This is a genomic window from Chitinophaga horti (genome assembly GCF_022867795.2).
GTDB lineage: Bacteria > Bacteroidota > Bacteroidia > Chitinophagales > Chitinophagaceae > Chitinophaga > Chitinophaga horti.
Genome location: NZ_CP107006.1, coordinates 3,402,746 through 3,422,574, shown reverse-complemented (window position 1 = coordinate 3,422,574; position 19,829 = coordinate 3,402,746). Strand labels below are relative to the sequence as shown.

Below are 19,829 nucleotides of genomic sequence, written 5' to 3'. Positions count from 1 at the left end.
ATAAATTTTAGAACGTTACAGTCACACCGGCATTGATAATGCGCTGAATAGGATACAGTACATAGTGGCCGGAACGGGCTTCTGTATCTACCAGGCCGGTTGACGACCAGGTAGCCAGGTTGTAACCACTTGCATACACACGCAGGTTCTCCAGCCTTATCCGCTTAGCAAAGCTTGCCGGCAGGGTGTAGCCTAACTCCACGGTTTTAAGTCTCACCATTTTACCATCGCGCAGCCAGTAAGTGGATGTACGCTGGTTATTCGCTTTGTTAGCGAGGGAGAGGCGTGGATAGCTGGCATTGTCCCAGGTAGATTCATCCTCCGGGTTAAAGCGGCCCAGGTGATGATCACGTACCGTACCGTTATCGTGGAACTCCCAGATAGATTCGCCGGTAAGGCCCATCTGGCTGCCGTCATGACCGGTAAACAATACGCTCAGGTCGATGCCTTTAAATTTAGCTCCCAGTCCCAGACCATATTGCAGGGTAGGGAAGCCGCCCTGACCAAGAAACACTTCGTCATAAGCATCGATCACTCCGTCACCGTTCTGGTCTTTATACCGGATGTCGCCAGGTTTTACCTGCCCGAACGTTTGTCTTGGATTTGCATCAATTTCTGCCTGGTCACGGAAAAGGCCCATGGCCTCTAAACCGTAGATACCGTCGAGTGGTCTGCCGGTGCGTGCCTGGTAATCGTAACGCGGTTTTTCTTCGCCACGGTTGATCACTTTGTTTTTCGCGCTGCTTACATTACCGAGGAACGACAGCTCTACATCACCCACCTGCTGCGTGTAACGCAACGATGCGTCAAAGCCTTTGTTCTCGATTACACCGATCGGGAAGTCAGGGAAGCGGATGCCCATGATGTAAGGCAGCCCGGGCTGGATCATGATGTCCTGGTTCTTCTCGTAGAAGTAGTCGAACGTTACGTTCAGTTTGTTGTTCAGGAAGGTCGCATCGATGCCTACGTTCGTTTTGCGGATCTTCTCCCAGGTTACGTTGTTGAGTGCAAAAGCCGTTTCCTGGAAACCGTTGTAGCCGGTAGAAGTGTAACCGAAGTTGGTACCGCCTGCAGTAGCGTATTTCTGGAACCACAGGAAGTAACCACCCACATCATCGTTGCCGGTAATGCCATAGGAACCACGCAGTTTCAGGAAGTTTACCCACTTGTTATCTTTCAGGAAATCTTCTTCGCTGATTACCCAGCCCAAAGAACCTACCGGGAAGAAGCCGAATTTATTACCTGGCAAAAACTGCTCGGAGCCCTGGAAGCCGTAATTAAACTCGGCCAGGTAACGCTTGTTGTAAGCGTACGACACGCGGCCGTTGGAACCGAGGTAAGCACGGGGAATATCGGTATTGTTCTCGGAGGATATGATACGCTGGTTGATAGCTGCAACGGCAGTGATCGCGTGCAGACCAAACGTGCGCTGGTAATTCAGTGCGCCTTCGTAGTTAAGAATACGACGGGTACCTGGATATTCAACGCCGGAAGACATCTGCGTATCTGTACCTGTTTCTATGTACTTGATGCTGCCGTCCGGATTGTACTCCACCGTACCGCTTGGCTGGCGAATGTCGTACACTTTAAAGTCCTTGCTACGGTTAGTCACCATATCGTACCAGCTGTCGAACGCTACGGTACCGGTGATAGAAAGGCCCGGTGTGATGAAGTCCAGCTCGTGTTTACCGCGTAAAGTGGCGAACATGCTGCGCACATAGTACAGCGAGTAGCCTTCTTTGTTAAGCAAACCGTAAGGGTTGGCAGGAAAGTCTTTGCTGCCGCCGAGTTTACCATCAGGGGTTAGCACCGGGAAGGCATTAGGCGGTGTTTTATATAACGTACGGAACACACGCAGGGCCGCATCGCCACGCTCGCCCGGATAGGTACGCTGCTCCTGGCGGCCCGCCAGGTCCAGCGTAAGGCTGAAGCGTTTGTTCACGTTTACGTCTATGTTCGAACGCAGGGTGATCATATTGAAGTCTGCGTTGGTGTTGTAAGTGTTAGCCGCTTTATCCACTTTGTACAGTCCACTGTTGCCGGTGTAACCTGCAGACAGGAAGTAACGGGCATTTTTGTTGCCGCCCTGTACGTTCACGCTGTAACGCTGTTGCCAGGTAGACTCGTTCACGTACTGGTCGTACCAGTTGATATTGGGATAGAGGTAGCGGTCCATCTCGTTCTCGTAGATGCCCTTCGTGGCATTCTGGTACTTCTCCAGGTCGGCTGCTGAGTACCTTGGAGCTGCGCCGTCGTTGGCGAGCGCCTCGTTGTACAGCGTAGCGTACTGGAAGGAGTTGAGCAGTTTAGGCGTAGTAGTTGGTGCTTTTACCCCGGCGCGTGCGTTAAAGGTAATTTTGATCTTACCCTCTGCTCCGCGTTTGGTGGTCACGAGGATGATGCCATTACCGCCGCGAAGACCGTACTGCGCGGTGGCAGCAGCATCTTTCAGCAACGTAATGCTTTCGATCTCGTTCGGGTCCAGCAGGTCCATGCTTCTTTCGAAGCCGTCGACTAATACGATCGGCGTATTGCTTCTGAACGTGCGTTTACCGCGCATTTGCAGCGAGGCTGATTCGTCGCCCGGCTCCCCGTTGTTCTGCATCAGGAAGAGGCCTGGCAACATGCCCTGCATGCGATTAAGATTGTTAATGATGGGCACGTTCTCTACCGTTTTGCCCTGGATCTGCGAAAAAGCGCCCGTCGTTTCCTGGAACAGCTGTTTACCATTAAAGGTGCTGATAGTCTTGGAACTGTCTGGCTTCTGCGCATTGGCAGCGAGCGATAGGCACAGGCAAATAATGACCCCGATGGAAGCTCTCAAATACAGATGGTACTTGAGCAAGGCCTTGCTTGAGGCTGATCTTTTCATAGCGTGATAATTCAATGAGTGATTAAGGATTTAAAAACGTGGTCACCTGGTTGGTCTAGGCATAAAGAACCCTTACCCGGTGGGCAAATAAAACTTTAGTTGTCATGTGTGCGAAATGCACGGTGTAGGCTGCCTTGTCATTGGCAGTCGTTCACATAAGTCATCATCCATTCACTTTAACCAGAGGATATACAGCAATACCGATTTAGTGTCTGGTCGATTCTTGTTCTATTTTCATATAAGTAGTAGTTTGCAACATGTCATTTTTTACCGTGGAATAGCTAAAACCGCGGTTAACTTAGGAAAAAGTACAGTGCTTTTAGCGTTTTTTTACGGAAACGTTTCCGTTAAAAGCGTAAATTATACGTGTAATAGTAAGCGGAATAGTATTATAATGTGAGCGGATTGATGAACAAGATTAACATAAAATACCTGGCGAAGGAGCTGAACCTGGCCATTTCCACGGTGTCACGCGCATTGAGGGACAGCCATGAAATCAGCCCGGAAACGAAGGAAAAGGTGTTTGCCCTGGCGAAGCGATTAAATTATCAACCGAATGCAAATGCGAGCGGATTACGCGCCCAGGAAACCAAAATGATCGCCGTCGTGATCCCGGACATGGTAAATGATTTCTTTTCGTTGGTGATCAGTGGGATAGAAAAGGTAACGCAGGCACAGGGGTATCATATTCTCCTTTACTTTACGCATGGCGACCATGCGCTGGAGGTGTCATTTATTAATACACTGGTAAACGGCCGGGTAGATGGCGTATTGTTGTCCATTACCGATGAAAGTAACGACAACGAACACCTGGCCCAATTGAACGATAAGGGTATTCCCCTGGTACTGTTCGATCGCGTGAGTGAGCGTATGGATAATGTGAAGGTGACGTCTGATAATTACGAAAGCGCGATTACGGCCACCAAACATCTCATCGACACAGGTTGTAAAAAGATCGCTTACCTCAAAGTGGATAAGAGCATCCCGGTAGGTAACATCCGTAAGAATGGTTACCTGCAGGCGCTGAAGAAATATTCCAAACAGAAAACGCCGCTCGTAGTAGAGTGTCCCAATAACAACGACGAGGCCTTTGCCGCCATTCACAACATGCTGCTGGCCGAAAAGCCGGATGGCATTTTTGCGTCGGTAGAAAAGCTCGCGGTGATCTGTTACCGCGTATGCGAACAGGCCAATGTAAAAATCCCGGAAGATATTAAGGTCATCAGCTTCTCCAACCTGCAAACAGCAGCGCTGCTCAATCCATCGCTGACTACTATTACTCAGCCGGCCTTCGAGATCGGTGAAACCGCCGCCCGCGAATTGCTGCGCATCATCCGCAAAAAAGGAAGTGCGAAAGGGGACGTAGTATTGCAATCGAGACTGATCGAACGGAAGTCTACGTTCCGCGGATAGCTGTGATTTGGCCGGATCAGGTTCGATGTTCCTCTACGAACCGCCGGAGTTATTATCCGTCCAAAAGGCCAGTTTGCCAGTCGTGAAGTCGCTCAACTTTTCTCGATCTGGTTAAGCTTGATCACACCCACGCCCGGCCGCTCGTCTAATAAAATCAAATGGATCAACCAAAAAGCAACCTGAAGGCTTTGAAAATCGCCTTAACGATAAAGGGCTGACCAAACGTGTTGGTCAGCCCTTTGCATTTAATAGTTAACCCGGGGTTATTTGATCAATACGGCCAGTTGCTTTTGCAGGTCGTCGCCGCGCAGGTTGCGGGCTACGATCTTACCGCTGGGATCTACCAGGAAGTTGGTAGGAATAGCATTCACGCCATACATCACGGCTGCTTCGGATTTAAAGCCTTTCAGGTCGGAGATCTGCGTCCAGGGCATATTGTCCTGCTGAACGGCCATCAGCCATGCCCTGCGGGCTTTTTCATCGTCAAGTGATACGCCGAGGATCGTAAAATTCTTTTCCTTGAACTTATTGTAAGCCACCAGCAGGTTCGGATTTTCTGCCCTGCACGGTTTACACCACGATGCCCAGAAGTCAACGAGTACATATTTACCGCGGAAGTCGGAGAGCTTCACCGGTTTGCCGGTGCTGTCGTTCTGCTGGAAGTCCATCGCCATCATGCCCAGGTTGGTCTTCTTCCCGGTATCGATGGCTTTCTGAATTTGTTTTCCTGCATAAGAGTTACGCACTTGTTGCGGTAATCTGGCGAAACGCGCAGCTGCAGTATCCGGGTTAAAGTTGTAGGCCAGTTCTACTTCTCTGAACACATTCAGCGAAATGAACGATGCCGGATAGGCTTTCATGAAAGCGCGGTTTACACTGTCGTAACCGGCCTGCGTAGCAGCCATTACAACGCGTAAGTCTTTCAGGAATGCTTCGTCTTTACGCTGCTCTGGTGTGAGGGCGTAGTATGCCTTAGTAACTGAGTCGGCCGATTTTTTATATGGACGTTGCCATCTGCGTAACATCGCCTCTTCCTCATTGGTGCGCGATCCTTTAACTACCGCGCGGTATACGGAGTCGGGAGAGGTAACGGTGATGTCTGCATTTTCCAGGTAAAACTGGGTGTTGTCGCTCCGGTAAGGTTTGGCGGCAGCCGTATCATGTTTAACGGTGAGGTAAGCCATCACGGGATGACTTACTTTGCCTTTGATCACGAACTGGCCTTTGTTCAGCAGTACAGAATCTTTCTTCTTTACGCCCGCATCGGAGTATTCCAGGTAAGCAATGGCAGGAGCGCTTTGCGTACCTACTTTACCGCGCACGGTGAAGCCTTTTTGTGCCATTAGGCTGAATGGTAGGCAGCAGGCCGCTGCCAACATGAATTTCGTTTTCATTGCGTATGTTTTCTATGTTTTTTAATGGTTAAGGCAGCAGGCCGATACCGCTGATAAATATGGCGTCATAGGTGTTGCTGTATTTTACGCTGGCCAGCGCGGTGAAGCGCACAAACCTCGCCGTGGTTTGCCCGAAGAGAATGGACTGCATGTTGTTGCTGACGTTCCCGGCAAATGTGCCTTTGTCTGTCCATGTAGTACCGTTCATGCTGGTTTCTATTTTGATAGAGGTTGGATAGCCGCCAAGGTTAGGGTAGTTCAGTACCGTAGGCAGGTAGTAATTCAACCCGGTAAAAGTCACCTCCCTGTTCATGTTGATCGTAACGCTCTGCGGCATGAACTGCGTAATGTTACTGGCCCAAAAGGTAGTCAGGTTGTTTTTCGTCGAGCAAGCCGGTTGGTGCGTTCGTGCCGTTCTGCGACGTAAATGCCGCGATCGTCCAGCCCTGTTTATTGATGAATAAAGGTTTGCCGGTTTTAAATACAAAATAGATCACTCTTCCGGAAGCAGCGCCTTCCGGCTCGCCATCCACGGATTGTATGACGATCGGTAATACATAAGTGCTGTATTCCATCAGCTTCGTTTGCTGGCCAATGTTCAGTTGCGCCGTGTCGGACTCCGTAGCGCCGGCAGACAACCGCACGTTGGACTTAAAGAACAGGTAGTGCGGTGCAGGAACCAGTATGCCCTGTCCAAACCTAGCGCGGTAGTCGCGGATCTTCGTGGTGTCTATCGCGAAGGTGATCCAGTGGTTGCCGGACGTGCTGCCGGTAAAGGCAGCTTGTAACTTCAGTACAACGGCTGAATCTTTCAGGATAGATAAAGGCATTTCAATGGTGTCTTTACCTTCCGATAGTTTGAAAGAAATGCTTCCTTCCGGCAGCAGTGCAGGGGAGCTGTCTTTACTGCAGGCCGCCAGTAAAATTAGCAGCGGACAAATGATAGCGATATATATTCTTTGCATGATGAGCTGTTTTGTGATTAAGGATTCTGTGGCATACCGGGGTTGAAGCTGATCACCTGCACAGGAATCTGTAAGGTGTAGCGCGGGCTGTGCGGCTCCAGGGTAGCAATAACGGCCCCTTGCGCGTTGTAGCGGTTAACGGCAGGCATCCGGTTCTCTTTATCGAAGCGGCGCATGTCGAACCAGCGAAGCCCATTGAAGCCCAGTTCGTGGTATCTTTCCTTTAATACTTCTTGTAATACGGCTTCCTGGCTTGCAGATTCGAAACGCACATAACTTGCTGCAGCGAAGCGATTTTTTCTCACTTCATCCAGCTGCTGCAAAGCGACGGCCAGATCATTACTACGGGCTGCGCACTCGGCGATCATCAGTTTCATTTCCTGTACGGAGGTGCCGAGGTTAGCATACATCAATGTAGGCGTCACCAGGTTCGGAAAGTGCAGGGTAGCGCCCCTGGTGGTGAATCGGTAACCATCGGTGCTGTAAAACAACTTTCTTACACGCAGGTCGTTCGTGGCGAAGCTGCGCATATACTCCAGGGTAGGCACATCGTTCGCGGCCACCATCCTGGCAAAGATGGCGTCCTTACGAATGCTCAGCAGGTTTGATAAAGGCGCCGCTGCATTGTAATCCAGCATTTCGGCGGCGCTGTTAGAGAGCGCCAGGGCTGCGTTTGTACGGGCGTCTGCATAATTGCCTGCATAAAAGTATACGCGTGCGAGCAAGCTGTATGCCGCCGCCTTCGATCCGCGGAAACGGTTAGCACTGTTGTCGGCCGGCAGGTCTTCTATGGCAGCAGTAATATCTGTAATGATATGTTGATAGATGTCAGCGGTGGTGCTGCGGCCGGGAACGGTCTGCGATACGTCGTTCGACGTAACGAAAGGCACGGCAAGGTCGGTATCGGCGGTAGCGGAATCGTACGGTTGTGCGTATTCGTTCACCAGGTTAAAGTACTCCCATGCGCGGCCCAATAATGCTTCGGCCTTCAGGCTCCTTTTTTGTGCGGCGGTGCCTGCCTGGGCGTTGTCGATGCCAACCAGCACGGTATTGTACAAGTTGATATTACCATAATGCTCGCCCCAGAACATTGGTGCTATATTGATGTCGGGGGAAAATTGCGATGCCCATACGTACAGCAGTTCTGCCGGTTTCGCTGGTGGAGTAGGAATGCTTACAAAATCATAATTATCGCCCAGGATGTTGACCAGGCTCTGTGAACGGCCGGCGCCATAAGCGAGGAACTCGTCGTTCAGCCATTGGTCGTAATCGGCTACAGTGCTGAGCAGTTTTTTACCCTTGGGGGTGATGCCCAGGTATTTATCGCAGCCGGTGAGGGACAGGCAGCAAAGCAGGATGGGCAGAAGTTTATATGTTTGTTTTTTCACGGATGCGCTGTTTAGAAGTTGGTGAAAATGGCGAAGGTGAACGATGGTGTCACATATGTTTTCTGGAAACTACCGGTCGCCCTGCTATAATTGTAACTGTTTAATCCAACGGTCCAGATGTTGGAGGCCTGTGCCTTCAGCTCCACATGACTGAAACCGGCTCGTTTTACAAAGGCGGCATTATCCAGGCTGTACGACAGGGTAAGGTCCGCCAGGGTGATGTAATCGCCGTTTACTACGTATTTATCGGCAAAGTTGTAGGCATTATTAGAGTTGGCGCTGGTGTAGGCAATAAGTGCCATTACATCGGTATTGTTCTCATCGCCTTTCATCTTCCAGTAATCACCCGCACCTTCCAATGGCCTGCTGGCTGACGGATTAGCACGGGGTACTCTTACCTTAAACCCGCCGTAGTAATTGATCATGCAAAACACGTAGAAATTTCCAAAGTCGACCCGGTTGCTCAAACCCGCGTTGATTGTAGGGATGGATGAGCCAAGGTGTCTCGTAAGTCCAGAGGTGTCGCTGGCCATCGCTGCCGCTGTTGCATTATTGATCGTGTTCACGTTTGTACGGTACACGGTGCCTTTAGGGCTCACTACTAATGGGTAACCTGCGGTGTCCAGGCCGCCCCAGCGGTAACCGAACAGCGCACCAACGGGATAGTCTTTTACGTACCCGATGGAACTGATAGTATGCGCACCAAAGTCTCCACGCTGGTATACTTCCAGCACTTTACTGGTATTTCTCGCCATTACGAGCCCGGTATTCCAGTTCAGTTTTTTAGTGCTGATCCAGTCTGCATGCAAAGCCAGTTCCACGCCATTGTTATTGATCGTCGCTTTGTTGATCAGCGTGGGGCTTACACCGATCGTAGGATCGATGAGTGAGTTGCCCAGCAGGTCAGAGCTATGTTTCCTGTAGTAATCCAGGCTGCCGGAAACGTGTTTGAACAACTCGTAATCTAACCCTACGTTGAAGTTCTTCGTCTGCTCCCAACGCAGGCTGCTGTTCGCATACGATAGCATGCGCAGCGACGGACTGGCGGGCGAGGTCTGGTTATTCATCACCGCCTGCGCAATTACCTGTGGCAGCGACATCTTAGCTACGTTACCATTGAAGCCATACGCAGTACGCAACTTCAGTTGCCTGATCCACACAATATCCTGTATAAATGGCTCCTGGTGCAGGTTCCACGCGGCACCGGCAGACCATAACGGTTTGTACTTGTATTTAGGATTGGTACCAAACAGGTTGGACTGATCTACACGGATGCTACCAGTAAGGGAGTAAGTGTTTTTAAAGGCGTACACAATGTTAGCATAACCGGAAATAAACCGGTCTTCCGTAAACTGCTGGTCGAACCAGTTGGTAAACATGCCCTGTAAAGGCGCCGAAAGTCCGTAAGTGCCACGGATCGCACCGTTGTTGATGCCGGAAAAATCGATCGGCTGGTGCAGCAGTGTTTCATCATTGTAGCCGAAGTAGGACGATTGGTTGCTTTTATTCACCAGGTTCCGTACTTCTGCCCCCAAAATACCATTGATCGAATGATGGCCGGCAAAACGTTTGTTATAGTTAAGTTGCGCGCGTGCGGTAATGCTCGTAGTCGTCGCCGCCTGCTGCGTCAGATAGCCGCCCCTCGGCACATTAAACTTGATCGTGCCATCGGTGTTCAGGGCCGCGTAGGAATTGATCAGCCGCCTGGCCGCGCTGGAGTTTTCAGACGCGAGGTTGCGCAGGTCGGAACGCGAGGTTTCGTAAATGCCGCCAAACGCTAAATCAAAACCGCCACCAAAATTGTAATTGAAGTTCGCGGTGATGCGGTTGTTGATCGTACGTGTTTTATCACTCACCTCGTTTACTTCTGTCAGCGGATAATAGAGATGATTGTACAAGCCTGTTGCAATCAGTACATTGTTATAATAAGGGGAGATGCCGCTGCCAACTATATAATTTGGCTTGCCATTTACATCCTGGAATCGTTCGTACGGTGCTATGCCCGTAATATTCAGTTCCGGTGCGCCATTGATGTTACGCTCCTGGTAATCGGTGGTGAGCTCCAGCGACAGGCGCTGCGATAGTTTTAAGTTGCTGCGCGCGGAGAACAACAGCCGGTTGTTATCGTTATTGATCGCCGGTTCGCGGTTACCGGTATAGTTGGCCGTGATATAGTACAGTGCATTCGCGGTACCGCCAGATACATTTAGGTTATAAGTCTGGGTGACGGCCGGGCGAAGAAACAAACGGCTGTAATCATCGATGTTATCGTAGTTCTCCAGGTCGGTAAATGCGCTGGCGGCCTGTTCCGGCGTAATGATGCTGGCGGCCTGCTGTGCGAGAATGTAGTAAGGTGCAGTGCGCGTAATAGAGCCGCCGGTATTGGTGAACAGCTGTCCCCACGAGGTGGCGTTCACTGTACGCTCTGCAACGGTTTTGCCATAGTTGGCTACGATCGCCGAAGCATCGTCTGCCCAGCGGTAACGCTGGAAGTTTTCTTTCGGCGTGAAGCCCGCAGTAGCCCGGAAGGCGAACTTCGGTTTGCCCAGCGATGCCTGTTTCCGCTCGATCACGATCACACCATTGGATGCTCTTACGCCATATACAGTAGCTGCTGCCGCATCTTTCAGGATGGTGACAGATTTAATTTCATTCGGGTCGATCATGTCCATCGTAAGCTCGGTTGGATAGCCATCGATCACGATGAGTGGGCTTTGATTGGCCGACATGGTGGAAATTCCACGGATGTTGAACAATGGCCGCGAGTTTGTACCCACTGTAAAAGGTACGTCGTTGTTGATCATTAACCCGGGTAACCTGTTTACGAGGCCGTCCAGGAAGTTGGTGCTGATCCGCGATTCATATTCTTTGGTACTGATCTGCGAAACGGCGCCGGTACTCTGTTCCGGGCGAATGCGTTGGTAACCGGTATTAACGGTTTTAACTTCAAACGCAGCCAACGCCTTCACTGCATTTTTCATCACCACGTTCAGGGATGCACCCGTATTATCCAGCGTTAGCATCTGGCTCTCGAATCCTACGGACGAAAAGTACAAACGGTCGCCTTTCGCCACTTCCACAGCAATGGTAAACTCACCACGTACATCTGTAAGTGCCACGCCAATAGGGGAGTTGCCGCGCATGATGGTGATGCTCACACCAGGCAATACGTTGCCGGTGGAGTCAGTAACGCGTCCCTTTACCGGCGGCAGCGCAGCCGCATCGGTCATATCGTTCTTCTCCGGCAGCGATGGCTTTTTGCGGATGAAAATGGTCGTGCGCCTGATGGTGTAGTCCAACGGTTGGTCGGTGAACACTACGTCCAGGAACGACTTTAAGGGCAGGTCGCGTACGGATACCGATACGGGCGCTGCGTTGCGAAGGTCTGCTTCATTGTAAAGCGCGGTGTAGCCGGTTTGCTGCTCGATAGCGGCCAGTAAGTTTTCCAGCTTAAGATGGTTGCCCGAAATGGTAACGGTTTGTGAAAACGTTTTTGCCGAAACATGGCAAATAAAAACCGTTAACAGGAGCGTGATCAGTTTTACCTGCATCAGAAATTTCCTTTTAATTGCCGGATCGCAATTGAATAAGGCAGCGATCCCAGATTTGGTTGATGTCGGGAGGGACCTGACAATAAACGCCCCTCCGTTACAAAGAGTGATTAATTTCATACTTTTGCAACAGCTTTGGTTGATTGAATAAACAGTTGATTCCTTTGCGGGATGACTCGTTCAGGATCTGCCCGGGCTCCGCCGGAAGGTGGTTCCAAGCACCCTCCGGCTTCTTCTGGCTTCTCCTCTTTTCATTAAGTTCCTCTCATGTAGTTTGATTAGTTGTGATTTATCTGTAATTACAAAATGATCAGCTTACGCCCTTCCAGTCGATAGCGGATGCCGAAACCGGCCATACCATCTAATAGTTCCTGCAGCTGAAGGTCGCGCCCCGCTTTTCCTTTGATCTGCATCTTTGGCGTACGCCCACGGTACTCCACTTCTATATCGTACCAGCGGGCGATCTGCCGGGTAAACTCTTCCAGCGAAGCGCCTTCGAAATTGAACTTACCATTCTTCCAGGCTACTGCACCTTCAATATTTGCCTGCTTGTCGATGCTGATTATTTGCTGCATCACCGCCTGCTGGCCGGGACGTAACAGTACGGCGTCCTTACTTTTTTGCATCCGTACGCTGCCGTCCAGTAGGGTGGTGCGTACAGCCGGTTCGTCATGGTAGGCGTTTACGTTAAAGCTGGTGCCCAGTACTTCCACAGTGGCCGTGTCGCCGACTACGACGCGGAACGGCTGCCTGTCATTCTTAGCCACTTCGAAATATGCTTCCCCCGATAACTCCACTTTACGCTCGCCGCCCTTGAAAGCGGTTGGGTAGCGCAGTACGGTAGCCGCATTTAGCCAAACCTTCGTGCCGTCGTGCAGCGTAAGCCGGAACTGGCGGGCGTTGGGAGTGGTAATAGCATTCCAGGCAGGAGCGGTACCATCAGCCTGTTCGTAGGCCAGTTGCCCGTTCTGCAACAGCACCTTCGATCCTCCCTGCGAAGCTATCACACCGTTGCCCAGGCTGTCGAGGCTCATCGTGCTGCCATCGGCAAGGGTGAGTACGGCGCCCTCTCTGCCCGGTTCAATAGCGGGCACGGGCTGCGTAACGGCCAGCGGGGCGTTGTTTACCGGAGACTGATCCCGCAGTAACCAAATGCCTGTACCAACTGCTACCACAGCGGCCGCAGCCACGCTCCACCATGTACGCATACGACGAACGCGGGTAGCAGTTGCTTCGGTAATAACCGGCTTGTCTGACTCCAGTACGTTTTGCAATACCTGCGTCCACGCCGGGCTGTAGGAAGAAGGTAGCTGGCCAGGAACGTGTTTGGGGTGTTCACTGAAGTAGTGTTGGATGTGTGCCACGAACCAGGGCTCAGGATGAGCATTCATCAGCTGTAATAGCTCCCCGTAGTCGTCCGGACTGGCTGTTTCGGTTAATATGCGACTCAGTAACTCGTCGGCGCGCTCAATAATTTTCCTGTTCAAATATGTAATTTGTTAGATGTTCGATTAGGTTGGTGTATGGCGTTGCTTCCAGGCAACGGTACAATCATACAGTACCCTGCCGGCAGAAAATATACACACGCAAAAGAAAAAAATCTTAAAATTGGGATAAAAGGATGATTACCAGCGGAATGTCGATGCCTCTTTCTACCAGGTACTCGCGGATGATCTTGCCCGAACGGGTGAGCGAGTTGCGAACGGCCTGTACGGAAATGTCCAGCTCGGCGGCGATTTCGGCGGGCTTTTTGCCCGATAAGCGGTTCAGTTGATAAATGCGTTGCTGCTGTGCCGGAAGCTCATGTATTGCTTCGCGGATGAGACGAATGGTTTCGGACAATTGTACCGCTTCTTCGGTTTCGTTGGTATGTAAAAGGCGTTCGTCAGTGGTGCCGAGTTTGGCAGCTTCGGTTTGTTGCCGCTTCAGGAATTTGAAGGAGCGGTTGTAGGCAATCCGGAATATCCAGTGCTGCGGTTCTTCTACTTCGCTTAGTTTTTCCCGGCCTAGCCAAAGATGCAGAAATACTTCCTGGGCGAGGTCTTTCACAGTAGATTCAACCGGTACGAGATTGTAAATAATACGGTAGAGTTGTGGCATATAGAGATGGAACAATTCTTCAAATGCCTGCTCGTTCCCATCTGCTATCCGGGTAAAAAGTGCCCGGTCTCTATGTATATCATTCTTCTCCAATTTACGCTTCCGGTTGTAATGTTTTTATGCTGTAAACATAGCTTAATTTTAACGAAAGCTTAAACAAATTCCATATGCTATCACAAATCCTGCTCGCAGAGTTCGAACACGAAACGAACAGCACCCGGAAACTGCTGGAAGCCATTCCTGAAAAGGACCTCGCTTATAAGCCATCCCCGGTTTCCTGGACGATGGGCGAACTTGCCCAACACATCGCCACTATCTATTATTGGTACGTAGGCACGCTTACGCAAGCTGAATACGACCTTACCGCCGACACGCTCGAACGCGGTGCCCCTTCTGATATTAAGGCCACGCTGGCCCTGTTCGAAAAGAATGTAGAACTGGCAAGAAAAGCCCTGGAAGGCTTGAAGGACGAAGATCTGCAACAGCCCTGGTCTATGAAGGCGGGCGGTAAGGTGGTGTTAGGCCCCATGCCCCGCGGTATCGTGGTGCGCAGTTTCCTGTTCAACCACATCTACCATCACCGGGGAGAAATGATTGTGTACCTGCGTGCAACTGGCAACAAAGTACCCGGACTCTACGGCCCCACGTACGAGCAGTCGAAAGACATGCCGGCCTAAAAACAAATAGTGCATGCAGTATATACACCGCATGCACTATTTATTTAGATAAATGATCCTAGAACTTCACGGTCAGTGTACCGATCAGCTGCCTTTTCATTTGTGGGATGATGCTGCTCCAGCCCATCCAGTATTGCTCGTTAGTAATGTTATTTACTTTCACACCCAGGCGGAAACGTTTCATGTCGTACGTTACGTGCGAACCGAGGATGGCGTAAGATGGCAGGATCAGCGCGCCATCGGGTTTCTGATTAAATGCATTTGACTCACCGGAATAATTCAGGCTCACCCCAATACCTAAACCTTTCAGTTTTGTAGTGGTAAAGGTGTAGTTCGTCCAGAAGTTCGCCATGTTGAGCGGACCGCTGCCGACAGGACGTAAACCTTCTACATTTGCATCGGCCCTTACATAACGGCTATCGTTGTATGCATAGCCGAACAGGATGGTCCAGCCGGTGTAGGGGTTGGCCACGATTTCGGCTTCAAATCCTTTGCTCTTCTGCTCACCATCCTGTATCTGGAACTGCGGGTTAACAGGGTCGGCGCGAAGTACATTTTTAGCGAGGATGTCATAAACACTCAAACTACCGGTCAGCTTGTTCTTGAAGAAGCTATATTTCACACCCACTTCTTTCTGGTTGGCCTCTTCCGGATCGAAAGGAACATTATTACGGTCTGCACCGAACTGGTTCGTAAAGCTGTTTTGGTAGTTAGCGAAGATGGTGAGTACGTCCTTGATCGGCATAATGATCAACCCGAACTTAGGCGACCATTTCGTTTGGTCTTCGTCAGATACGCGGTTCTTAAAGTTGTCTACGCGCACACCGGCAGATACGATCACATAATCGGTGATGTTCGTTACGTTATTCACATAACCGCTCCATACCTCCGAACGCTGATCGTATACCAGTTCGCTGGGCGGGCGGGCAGCAAAGGCGTTCTCTACGTTCTCTTTATTAAAGTCACCCATTTTAGGCGAGTTACCGTTGGATGGTACAATATCGAATACATCCGCATAAGGTACGCCAAACAGGCTGCCCGTAAAGCGGCGGTACGTTACCAGGGAATTATAACGCGCATAGTCGACGCCGATCACCGCACGGTTTCTTACTTTGCCCCACTGATAGTCAGACACGAAGTTTTGCTGTGCGTTAATGGTATTAGTGCTGCCGATCGGGTTCCATACCATACGGGCCATGCTGTCGGTACCTGGTGTGCCGAAGCTAGGAGTGCCCGTGCTGATGGAGCCGATAAATGCAGGCAGGTAATTAGGAATAATGTATTGATACGCGCTGTAACCACTGTTGTGGCTCAGGCTGTAGGTAAAGGCTGTTTGCGATGTCCAGTGCTGCGACAGTTTGTAAGTAGCGTCTGCAAAGTAGGCGTTGGATTGAGTTTTTGGGTAGACGTCGTTGTGCAGGAAAGATCGGTTGTAGTCCAGCTTCAGCTCGTCGACTTTATCAGTTCCAAAAGCCTGCTTAAAGGTTTGCGGCGCCTGCGACAATATGCCCGCAATCTGCTGCTGGTTCAACCCCTGTGCCGCGAGTACACCCGCAAGTGCACCGTTGATCTGGCTGGGAGCCAACACGAACATAAAGTTACCGCCGTTGCTGTTACCTTTTGAACCTACGATTTCCGCATCCACATTCAGTGTAAACTTATCGTTCGGTTTGTACAGGAAGGAAGGAGCGATGATATAGCTTTGCTGGAAGCCTGCATCCTGCCAGCTGTCCTGGTTCTGACCGGCCACGTTAAGCCTGGCCGCGATCTTGTCTTTTTTGATGACGAAGTTCGCATCTGCGGAAGCACGGTAAAAGTTAAAGCTGCCGTACGATACATCTGCATAACCACCGTTATCGAAGTAAGGACGTTTGGTAACGCGGTTAATCAAACCGCCATAGGAAGATACAATGCTGCCAAACATGGTGGCGCTCGGCCCTTTGATGATCTCGATACGTTCGAGGTTGGCCATTTCAACGTTCGTGTTAACGATATTCGGTAACCCGTTACGCACTTTGGTAGTTACCTGGAAGCCGCGGCTCACGAAGATAGAACCACCGTCCGGACGGCTGGTCGCATCCCATAATTTGGCCACGCCCGGCGCGTTTTTCATCGCATCTTCCAACGTCATGGCGTTTTGCTTGCGCAGGATGACGTTGGAGATGGAATGTACGATCTGCGGCGTTTCCAGAGAGCTTAAAGGGATCTTGTTGGCAGTAGCCGCAGCACGGTTCATGATCTTACTGGTTTCTACCACCACCTCGTCCAGCTCGCGTGCGCCGGAAGAGATGGTCACATCCAGCTGTTTATTGTCGCCTGCGGCGAACGTAACGCTTTCGGATTTCTGTAATTTACCTGCGAAGGAAACATTTACCGTATAGGCGCCAGGTTTGATGTGCTGCAGGCGGTATTCGCCGTTATCGTCCGTAAAGGCAACCAGGCGGGTATCCTGCAGGGATATGCTGATGGCGCTCACGGGCTGGCCCTGGCTGCTGCTTACTTTGCCAAACAGCGTGGCGTTTTGTGCATACGTAGCGATGCTGGCTATTAATAGAAAAAAGAGGAAGGTAAAGCTCCTGATGTTCATACGGGAGAGGATTTTTATGCAAAAGTCCGCTGAAAAAGCCCGGAAGGTTTGCTGTTTCGGGAAAATCTTTTATCAAATCCGGAAAAAAAATGGCAGCTGCCTGCCTAAGCCTGCAACTGCCCCCAGTTTTTATAGGTGATTGTTTTACCCGAGTGCTTTGCGCAATACTCCCATGGTTTCGCGCTGTTTTTGCTGTACGAACGCCTGTCCTTTACGGGCCGTCCGTTTCGCGGCTGCGGGGTCTTTTGCCATGGCCAGCGCGGCAGGTCCTATCTTTTGTACGTCGCCGGGTACGTCCATATCGAACAACCATTCTCCCAGGCCGATGTCTTTCCACATGACGCCCTTGCTGCTCTGTTCCGCAAAACGCCCTACTATGGCGGGCACGCCATGACCAATACACATGATGGGCGAATGCATTTCCAGCCCGAAAAGACCGGCGGAGCGACGATAGGTGCTCAGTGCTTCGTCGGTAAGCCAGTAACGGTCGCGCCATACGACTTTCGGCTTTACATCCTCCGGTAGTTTATCTAATAAGATTTCTTTACCAAGTTTAACCTGCGTTTCATCTTCCGGACAAATCAGCAATTTCATGGTGGTTTGGCGGGCGATAGCGATAATGGCCTCCCTGATCGGCGCGTTGTCATGTTCCCGCATCTCCTGGTTACGGTCGTTGCGCTTCTCGTCAAGAGGCCTGTTCTTCGACGGGATCTCCCAATACGGTGTATAACGCTGCCGCGGGATCACGCAGAGAAACTTGCCTTTCTCCAGGCCATGCTGCTGCATAAAAGCATCTGCGGCAGCTTCATTTGTTAAGTCTACAGCAAAAGCCCCATCTGGCGCAAAGCCCATCACGGGCGATGTAACGCCGTTGTTCCTCGCAAAGTCGAGCGAAATGGAGTCGCGGAAGTAGGCGAACTTCGCACCGGTAAGCAGGGCGACTTCTGTAGGCAGCATGGCTTTCTGGCTTTCGGAAGGTTCCCCGTAATATCCTGGGAACGTAATGCCGTAAATGCCGTACGGTTTGCCGGTAGCTGCCCAGCGCTCCACGTCCTTACGCGCCACCAGCGAAGGGCCGGAGCCATGCACCAGGAAGTCCGATTCCGTTATGGCAGCCGTTATCTCCGCCTCCGTTTGCACAATGCGCACTTTCGGGAAACGCTGCTGCAACATCTCTTTTACACCGTTGTCGACACTGGATGGCCAGAGGATGACGTTCGCTTCGGGAATATATTTTTCAATGAGCGTGATTACTCCGGGTGTATGACCAATATCGCCGATGTTCACCGTTTGCCACGAGGATCGTAGCAATATGGTCTTTTTACGAGTGTTGGCCAGTGCGGGTAGTCCTGCCAGTAAGGCCAGCAGGGCAGGGGATTGGGTTAAAAAATGTCTGCGTGTATACATGCGTTAAGTACTTTTTGATGAATTAATACCCGTCATTTTGCTCCAGCAAGGGATTGGCATCCATGTCGGAAACGGGGATGGGAAACAGGGTGTGATAGGATTCGAATTGCGCGTTACGGTTAAAGCTGTTCTCTGCTTTTACTGCTGCTTCAAGCTTGCCGGTACGCACCAGGTCAAACCGGCGGCAGTTCTCGAACGTTAGCTCCAGTCGCCTTTCTAACCATACGGCCTCGCGAAAGGCTTCGTACGTCAGTCCTTCCAGTTTATTCAGTCCCGCTCTGAACCGCACTTTATTCAATGCAGTGTAAGCATCTTCGGTAGGTACGCCGTTAGCTTCGTTCGCCGCCTCGGCGTAAATTAGCAGTACATCGGCATACCGCAACGCCACCCGGCTGGTACCTTCGCCGCCATTGGTCTTAGCGCTTCTGTCCCACAACTTCTGAAAGGAAATGGCTTTGGCCGGATCGGCATCCGAAATGGACAGGGTGGTCGTTACATTATTGAACACATAGGAAGTCATGAACGTCACGGCTTTCCGCTTATCGTTAGCGGTGTAACTGTTAAAAAGGCTCGCGGTAGGACGGGCAATGGCGGAGCCACCCCGGGAAAGATTGGCGCGGAACGCGGGCCATAGCCTCTTCCTAAACCATGCCCGTACACGTCCGTGAGGTATTGCATCTCGATCATGTTTTCCTTGCCACCGCGCGCCGACAGCGCAAAGGCATCGGCATAGTTGTCGTACAAATCATATACGCCCTGATCGATCACCTCTTTCGCTTTGGCCGCTGCCTGTGCCCAAAAAGGAGAGCTTTTGGTACTGCCCGCCCTTGTAAGGTATACTTTCGCCAGCAGGCCCTTCGCAGCGCCGGAGGTCATACGGCCGGCATCTGCCGCATTGTAACGTGGCGGCAGTACGCCTTCTGCCTCTTTCAGATCTTTCTCGATGAGTGCATACACTTCGTCTGCCGTGTTCCTGGGCGCATTCAAACCTTCCAGTGCGGCGGTTTCTTTTATGCTGATGGGTACCCCGCCGAACAGGCGCACCAGGTTAAAGTAATGCAGCGCTCTCAATACCTTGGCCTCCGCGATGTAACGTTCCTTCAGCGCTTCGTCCATCGTAATGCCAGGCACACGGTCAATCACGATGTTGGAGCGATTGATGCCCGCGTAGGCACCCGCATATACGGCAAAAAATACGTTGGAGGGGGTGAGGTTGTAACGCCATAACGTTACACGGTCCGCAGCGCCGGAAAGAAAGGGCACCGCATCGTCCGACATCACCAGGTCGGCAAAGGGATCGAGCACGCCCATGAATTTGTAACAGGCGCCCAAAGCGGCCTTGGCATCTTCGGGTGTTTTGTAGTAAGTAGCGTTGGTAAGGTTACTTACCGAGGCTATGTCCAGCTTCTTCTCACAGGCTGTGAGCATCAGCAGCATGCAGGTGGAAACGATGTATGTGGCATGTTTTTTCATGA

At 51.2% G+C, this 19,829-nt stretch carries 14 protein-coding genes; 2 read left to right on the top strand and 12 right to left on the bottom strand.

Going from position 1 to position 19,829, the window contains the following annotated elements:
- Nucleotides 1-7: 7 nt before the first annotated feature.
- A complete protein-coding gene (locus tag MKQ68_RS13745) occupies nucleotides 8-2,872 on the bottom strand; it encodes a SusC/RagA family TonB-linked outer membrane protein (RefSeq protein WP_264279634.1) in 2,865 nt (954 codons plus the stop codon).
- A 408-nt stretch (nucleotides 2,873-3,280) separates the two neighbouring features.
- Here MKQ68_RS13745 and MKQ68_RS13740 point away from each other — a divergent pair, with 408 nt between their 5' ends.
- The gene (locus MKQ68_RS13740) at nucleotides 3,281-4,285 is read left to right on the top strand and encodes a LacI family DNA-binding transcriptional regulator (protein WP_264279633.1); all 1,005 of its coding nucleotides are present in this window, start codon (nucleotides 3,281-3,283) and stop codon (nucleotides 4,283-4,285) included.
- A gap of 263 nt (nucleotides 4,286-4,548) precedes the next feature.
- On the opposite strand, the gene MKQ68_RS13735 is transcribed toward MKQ68_RS13740, so the two are convergent.
- The 7 genes from MKQ68_RS13735 to MKQ68_RS13705 all read right to left on the bottom strand — a co-directional run bounded on the left by MKQ68_RS13735 (nucleotide 4,549) and on the right by MKQ68_RS13705 (nucleotide 13,776).
- The gene (locus tag MKQ68_RS13735) at nucleotides 4,549-5,679 is read right to left on the bottom strand and encodes a TlpA disulfide reductase family protein (protein WP_264279632.1); all 1,131 of its coding nucleotides are present in this window, start codon (nucleotides 5,677-5,679) and stop codon (nucleotides 4,549-4,551) included.
- Between the two features lie 28 nt (nucleotides 5,680-5,707).
- Nucleotides 5,708-6,028 carry a discoidin domain-containing protein gene (locus tag MKQ68_RS13730; protein ID WP_264283647.1) on the bottom strand — a complete coding sequence of 107 codons (321 nt, stop codon included), beginning with the start codon at nucleotides 6,026-6,028 and terminating at the stop codon, nucleotides 5,708-5,710.
- Nucleotide 6,029: 1 nt separating this feature from the next.
- Nucleotides 6,030-6,644: a DUF1735 domain-containing protein gene (locus MKQ68_RS13725; protein ID WP_264279631.1), complete on the bottom strand. Its 615-nt coding sequence runs from the start codon at nucleotides 6,642-6,644 to the stop codon at nucleotides 6,030-6,032.
- Nucleotides 6,645-6,661: 17 nt separating this feature from the next.
- Nucleotides 6,662-8,032, bottom strand: coding sequence for a RagB/SusD family nutrient uptake outer membrane protein (locus MKQ68_RS13720; RefSeq protein WP_264279630.1), 1,371 nt, complete (start codon nucleotides 8,030-8,032; stop codon nucleotides 6,662-6,664).
- 11 nt (nucleotides 8,033-8,043) lie between these two features.
- Nucleotides 8,044-11,583: a SusC/RagA family TonB-linked outer membrane protein gene (locus MKQ68_RS13715; protein ID WP_264279629.1), complete on the bottom strand. Its 3,540-nt coding sequence runs from the start codon at nucleotides 11,581-11,583 to the stop codon at nucleotides 8,044-8,046.
- A 299-nt stretch (nucleotides 11,584-11,882) separates the two neighbouring features.
- Nucleotides 11,883-13,070 (bottom strand): FecR family protein, encoded by a 1,188-nt coding sequence (locus tag MKQ68_RS13710; RefSeq protein WP_264279628.1) that lies wholly within the window; start codon nucleotides 13,068-13,070, stop codon nucleotides 11,883-11,885.
- A 115-nt stretch (nucleotides 13,071-13,185) separates the two neighbouring features.
- Nucleotides 13,186-13,776, bottom strand: coding sequence for an RNA polymerase sigma factor (locus MKQ68_RS13705; RefSeq protein WP_264279627.1), 591 nt, complete (start codon nucleotides 13,774-13,776; stop codon nucleotides 13,186-13,188).
- Between the two features lie 74 nt (nucleotides 13,777-13,850).
- Between MKQ68_RS13705 and MKQ68_RS13700 the strand changes: the two genes are divergently transcribed.
- Nucleotides 13,851-14,360: a DinB family protein gene (locus tag MKQ68_RS13700; RefSeq protein ID WP_264279626.1), complete on the top strand. Its 510-nt coding sequence runs from the start codon at nucleotides 13,851-13,853 to the stop codon at nucleotides 14,358-14,360.
- Between the two features lie 58 nt (nucleotides 14,361-14,418).
- Here the strand turns inward: MKQ68_RS13700 and MKQ68_RS13695 are convergent, their stop codons facing one another.
- From MKQ68_RS13695 to MKQ68_RS13680, 4 genes are all read right to left on the bottom strand, one after another.
- On the bottom strand, nucleotides 14,419-16,947 hold the full coding sequence (locus MKQ68_RS13695) for a TonB-dependent receptor (RefSeq protein WP_264279625.1): 2,529 nt from the start codon (nucleotides 16,945-16,947) through the stop codon (nucleotides 14,419-14,421).
- Between the two features lie 144 nt (nucleotides 16,948-17,091).
- Nucleotides 17,092-18,354, bottom strand: coding sequence for a polysaccharide pyruvyl transferase family protein (locus MKQ68_RS13690; RefSeq protein ID WP_264279624.1), 1,263 nt, complete (start codon nucleotides 18,352-18,354; stop codon nucleotides 17,092-17,094).
- A 22-nt stretch (nucleotides 18,355-18,376) separates the two neighbouring features.
- The gene (locus tag MKQ68_RS13685) at nucleotides 18,377-18,874 is read right to left on the bottom strand and encodes a RagB/SusD family nutrient uptake outer membrane protein (RefSeq protein ID WP_349773785.1); all 498 of its coding nucleotides are present in this window, start codon (nucleotides 18,872-18,874) and stop codon (nucleotides 18,377-18,379) included.
- Nucleotides 18,875-18,879: 5 nt separating this feature from the next.
- Nucleotides 18,880-19,827 carry a RagB/SusD family nutrient uptake outer membrane protein gene (locus MKQ68_RS13680; RefSeq protein WP_264279623.1) on the bottom strand — a complete coding sequence of 316 codons (948 nt, stop codon included), beginning with the start codon at nucleotides 19,825-19,827 and terminating at the stop codon, nucleotides 18,880-18,882.
- Nucleotides 19,828-19,829 lie beyond the last annotated feature (2 nt).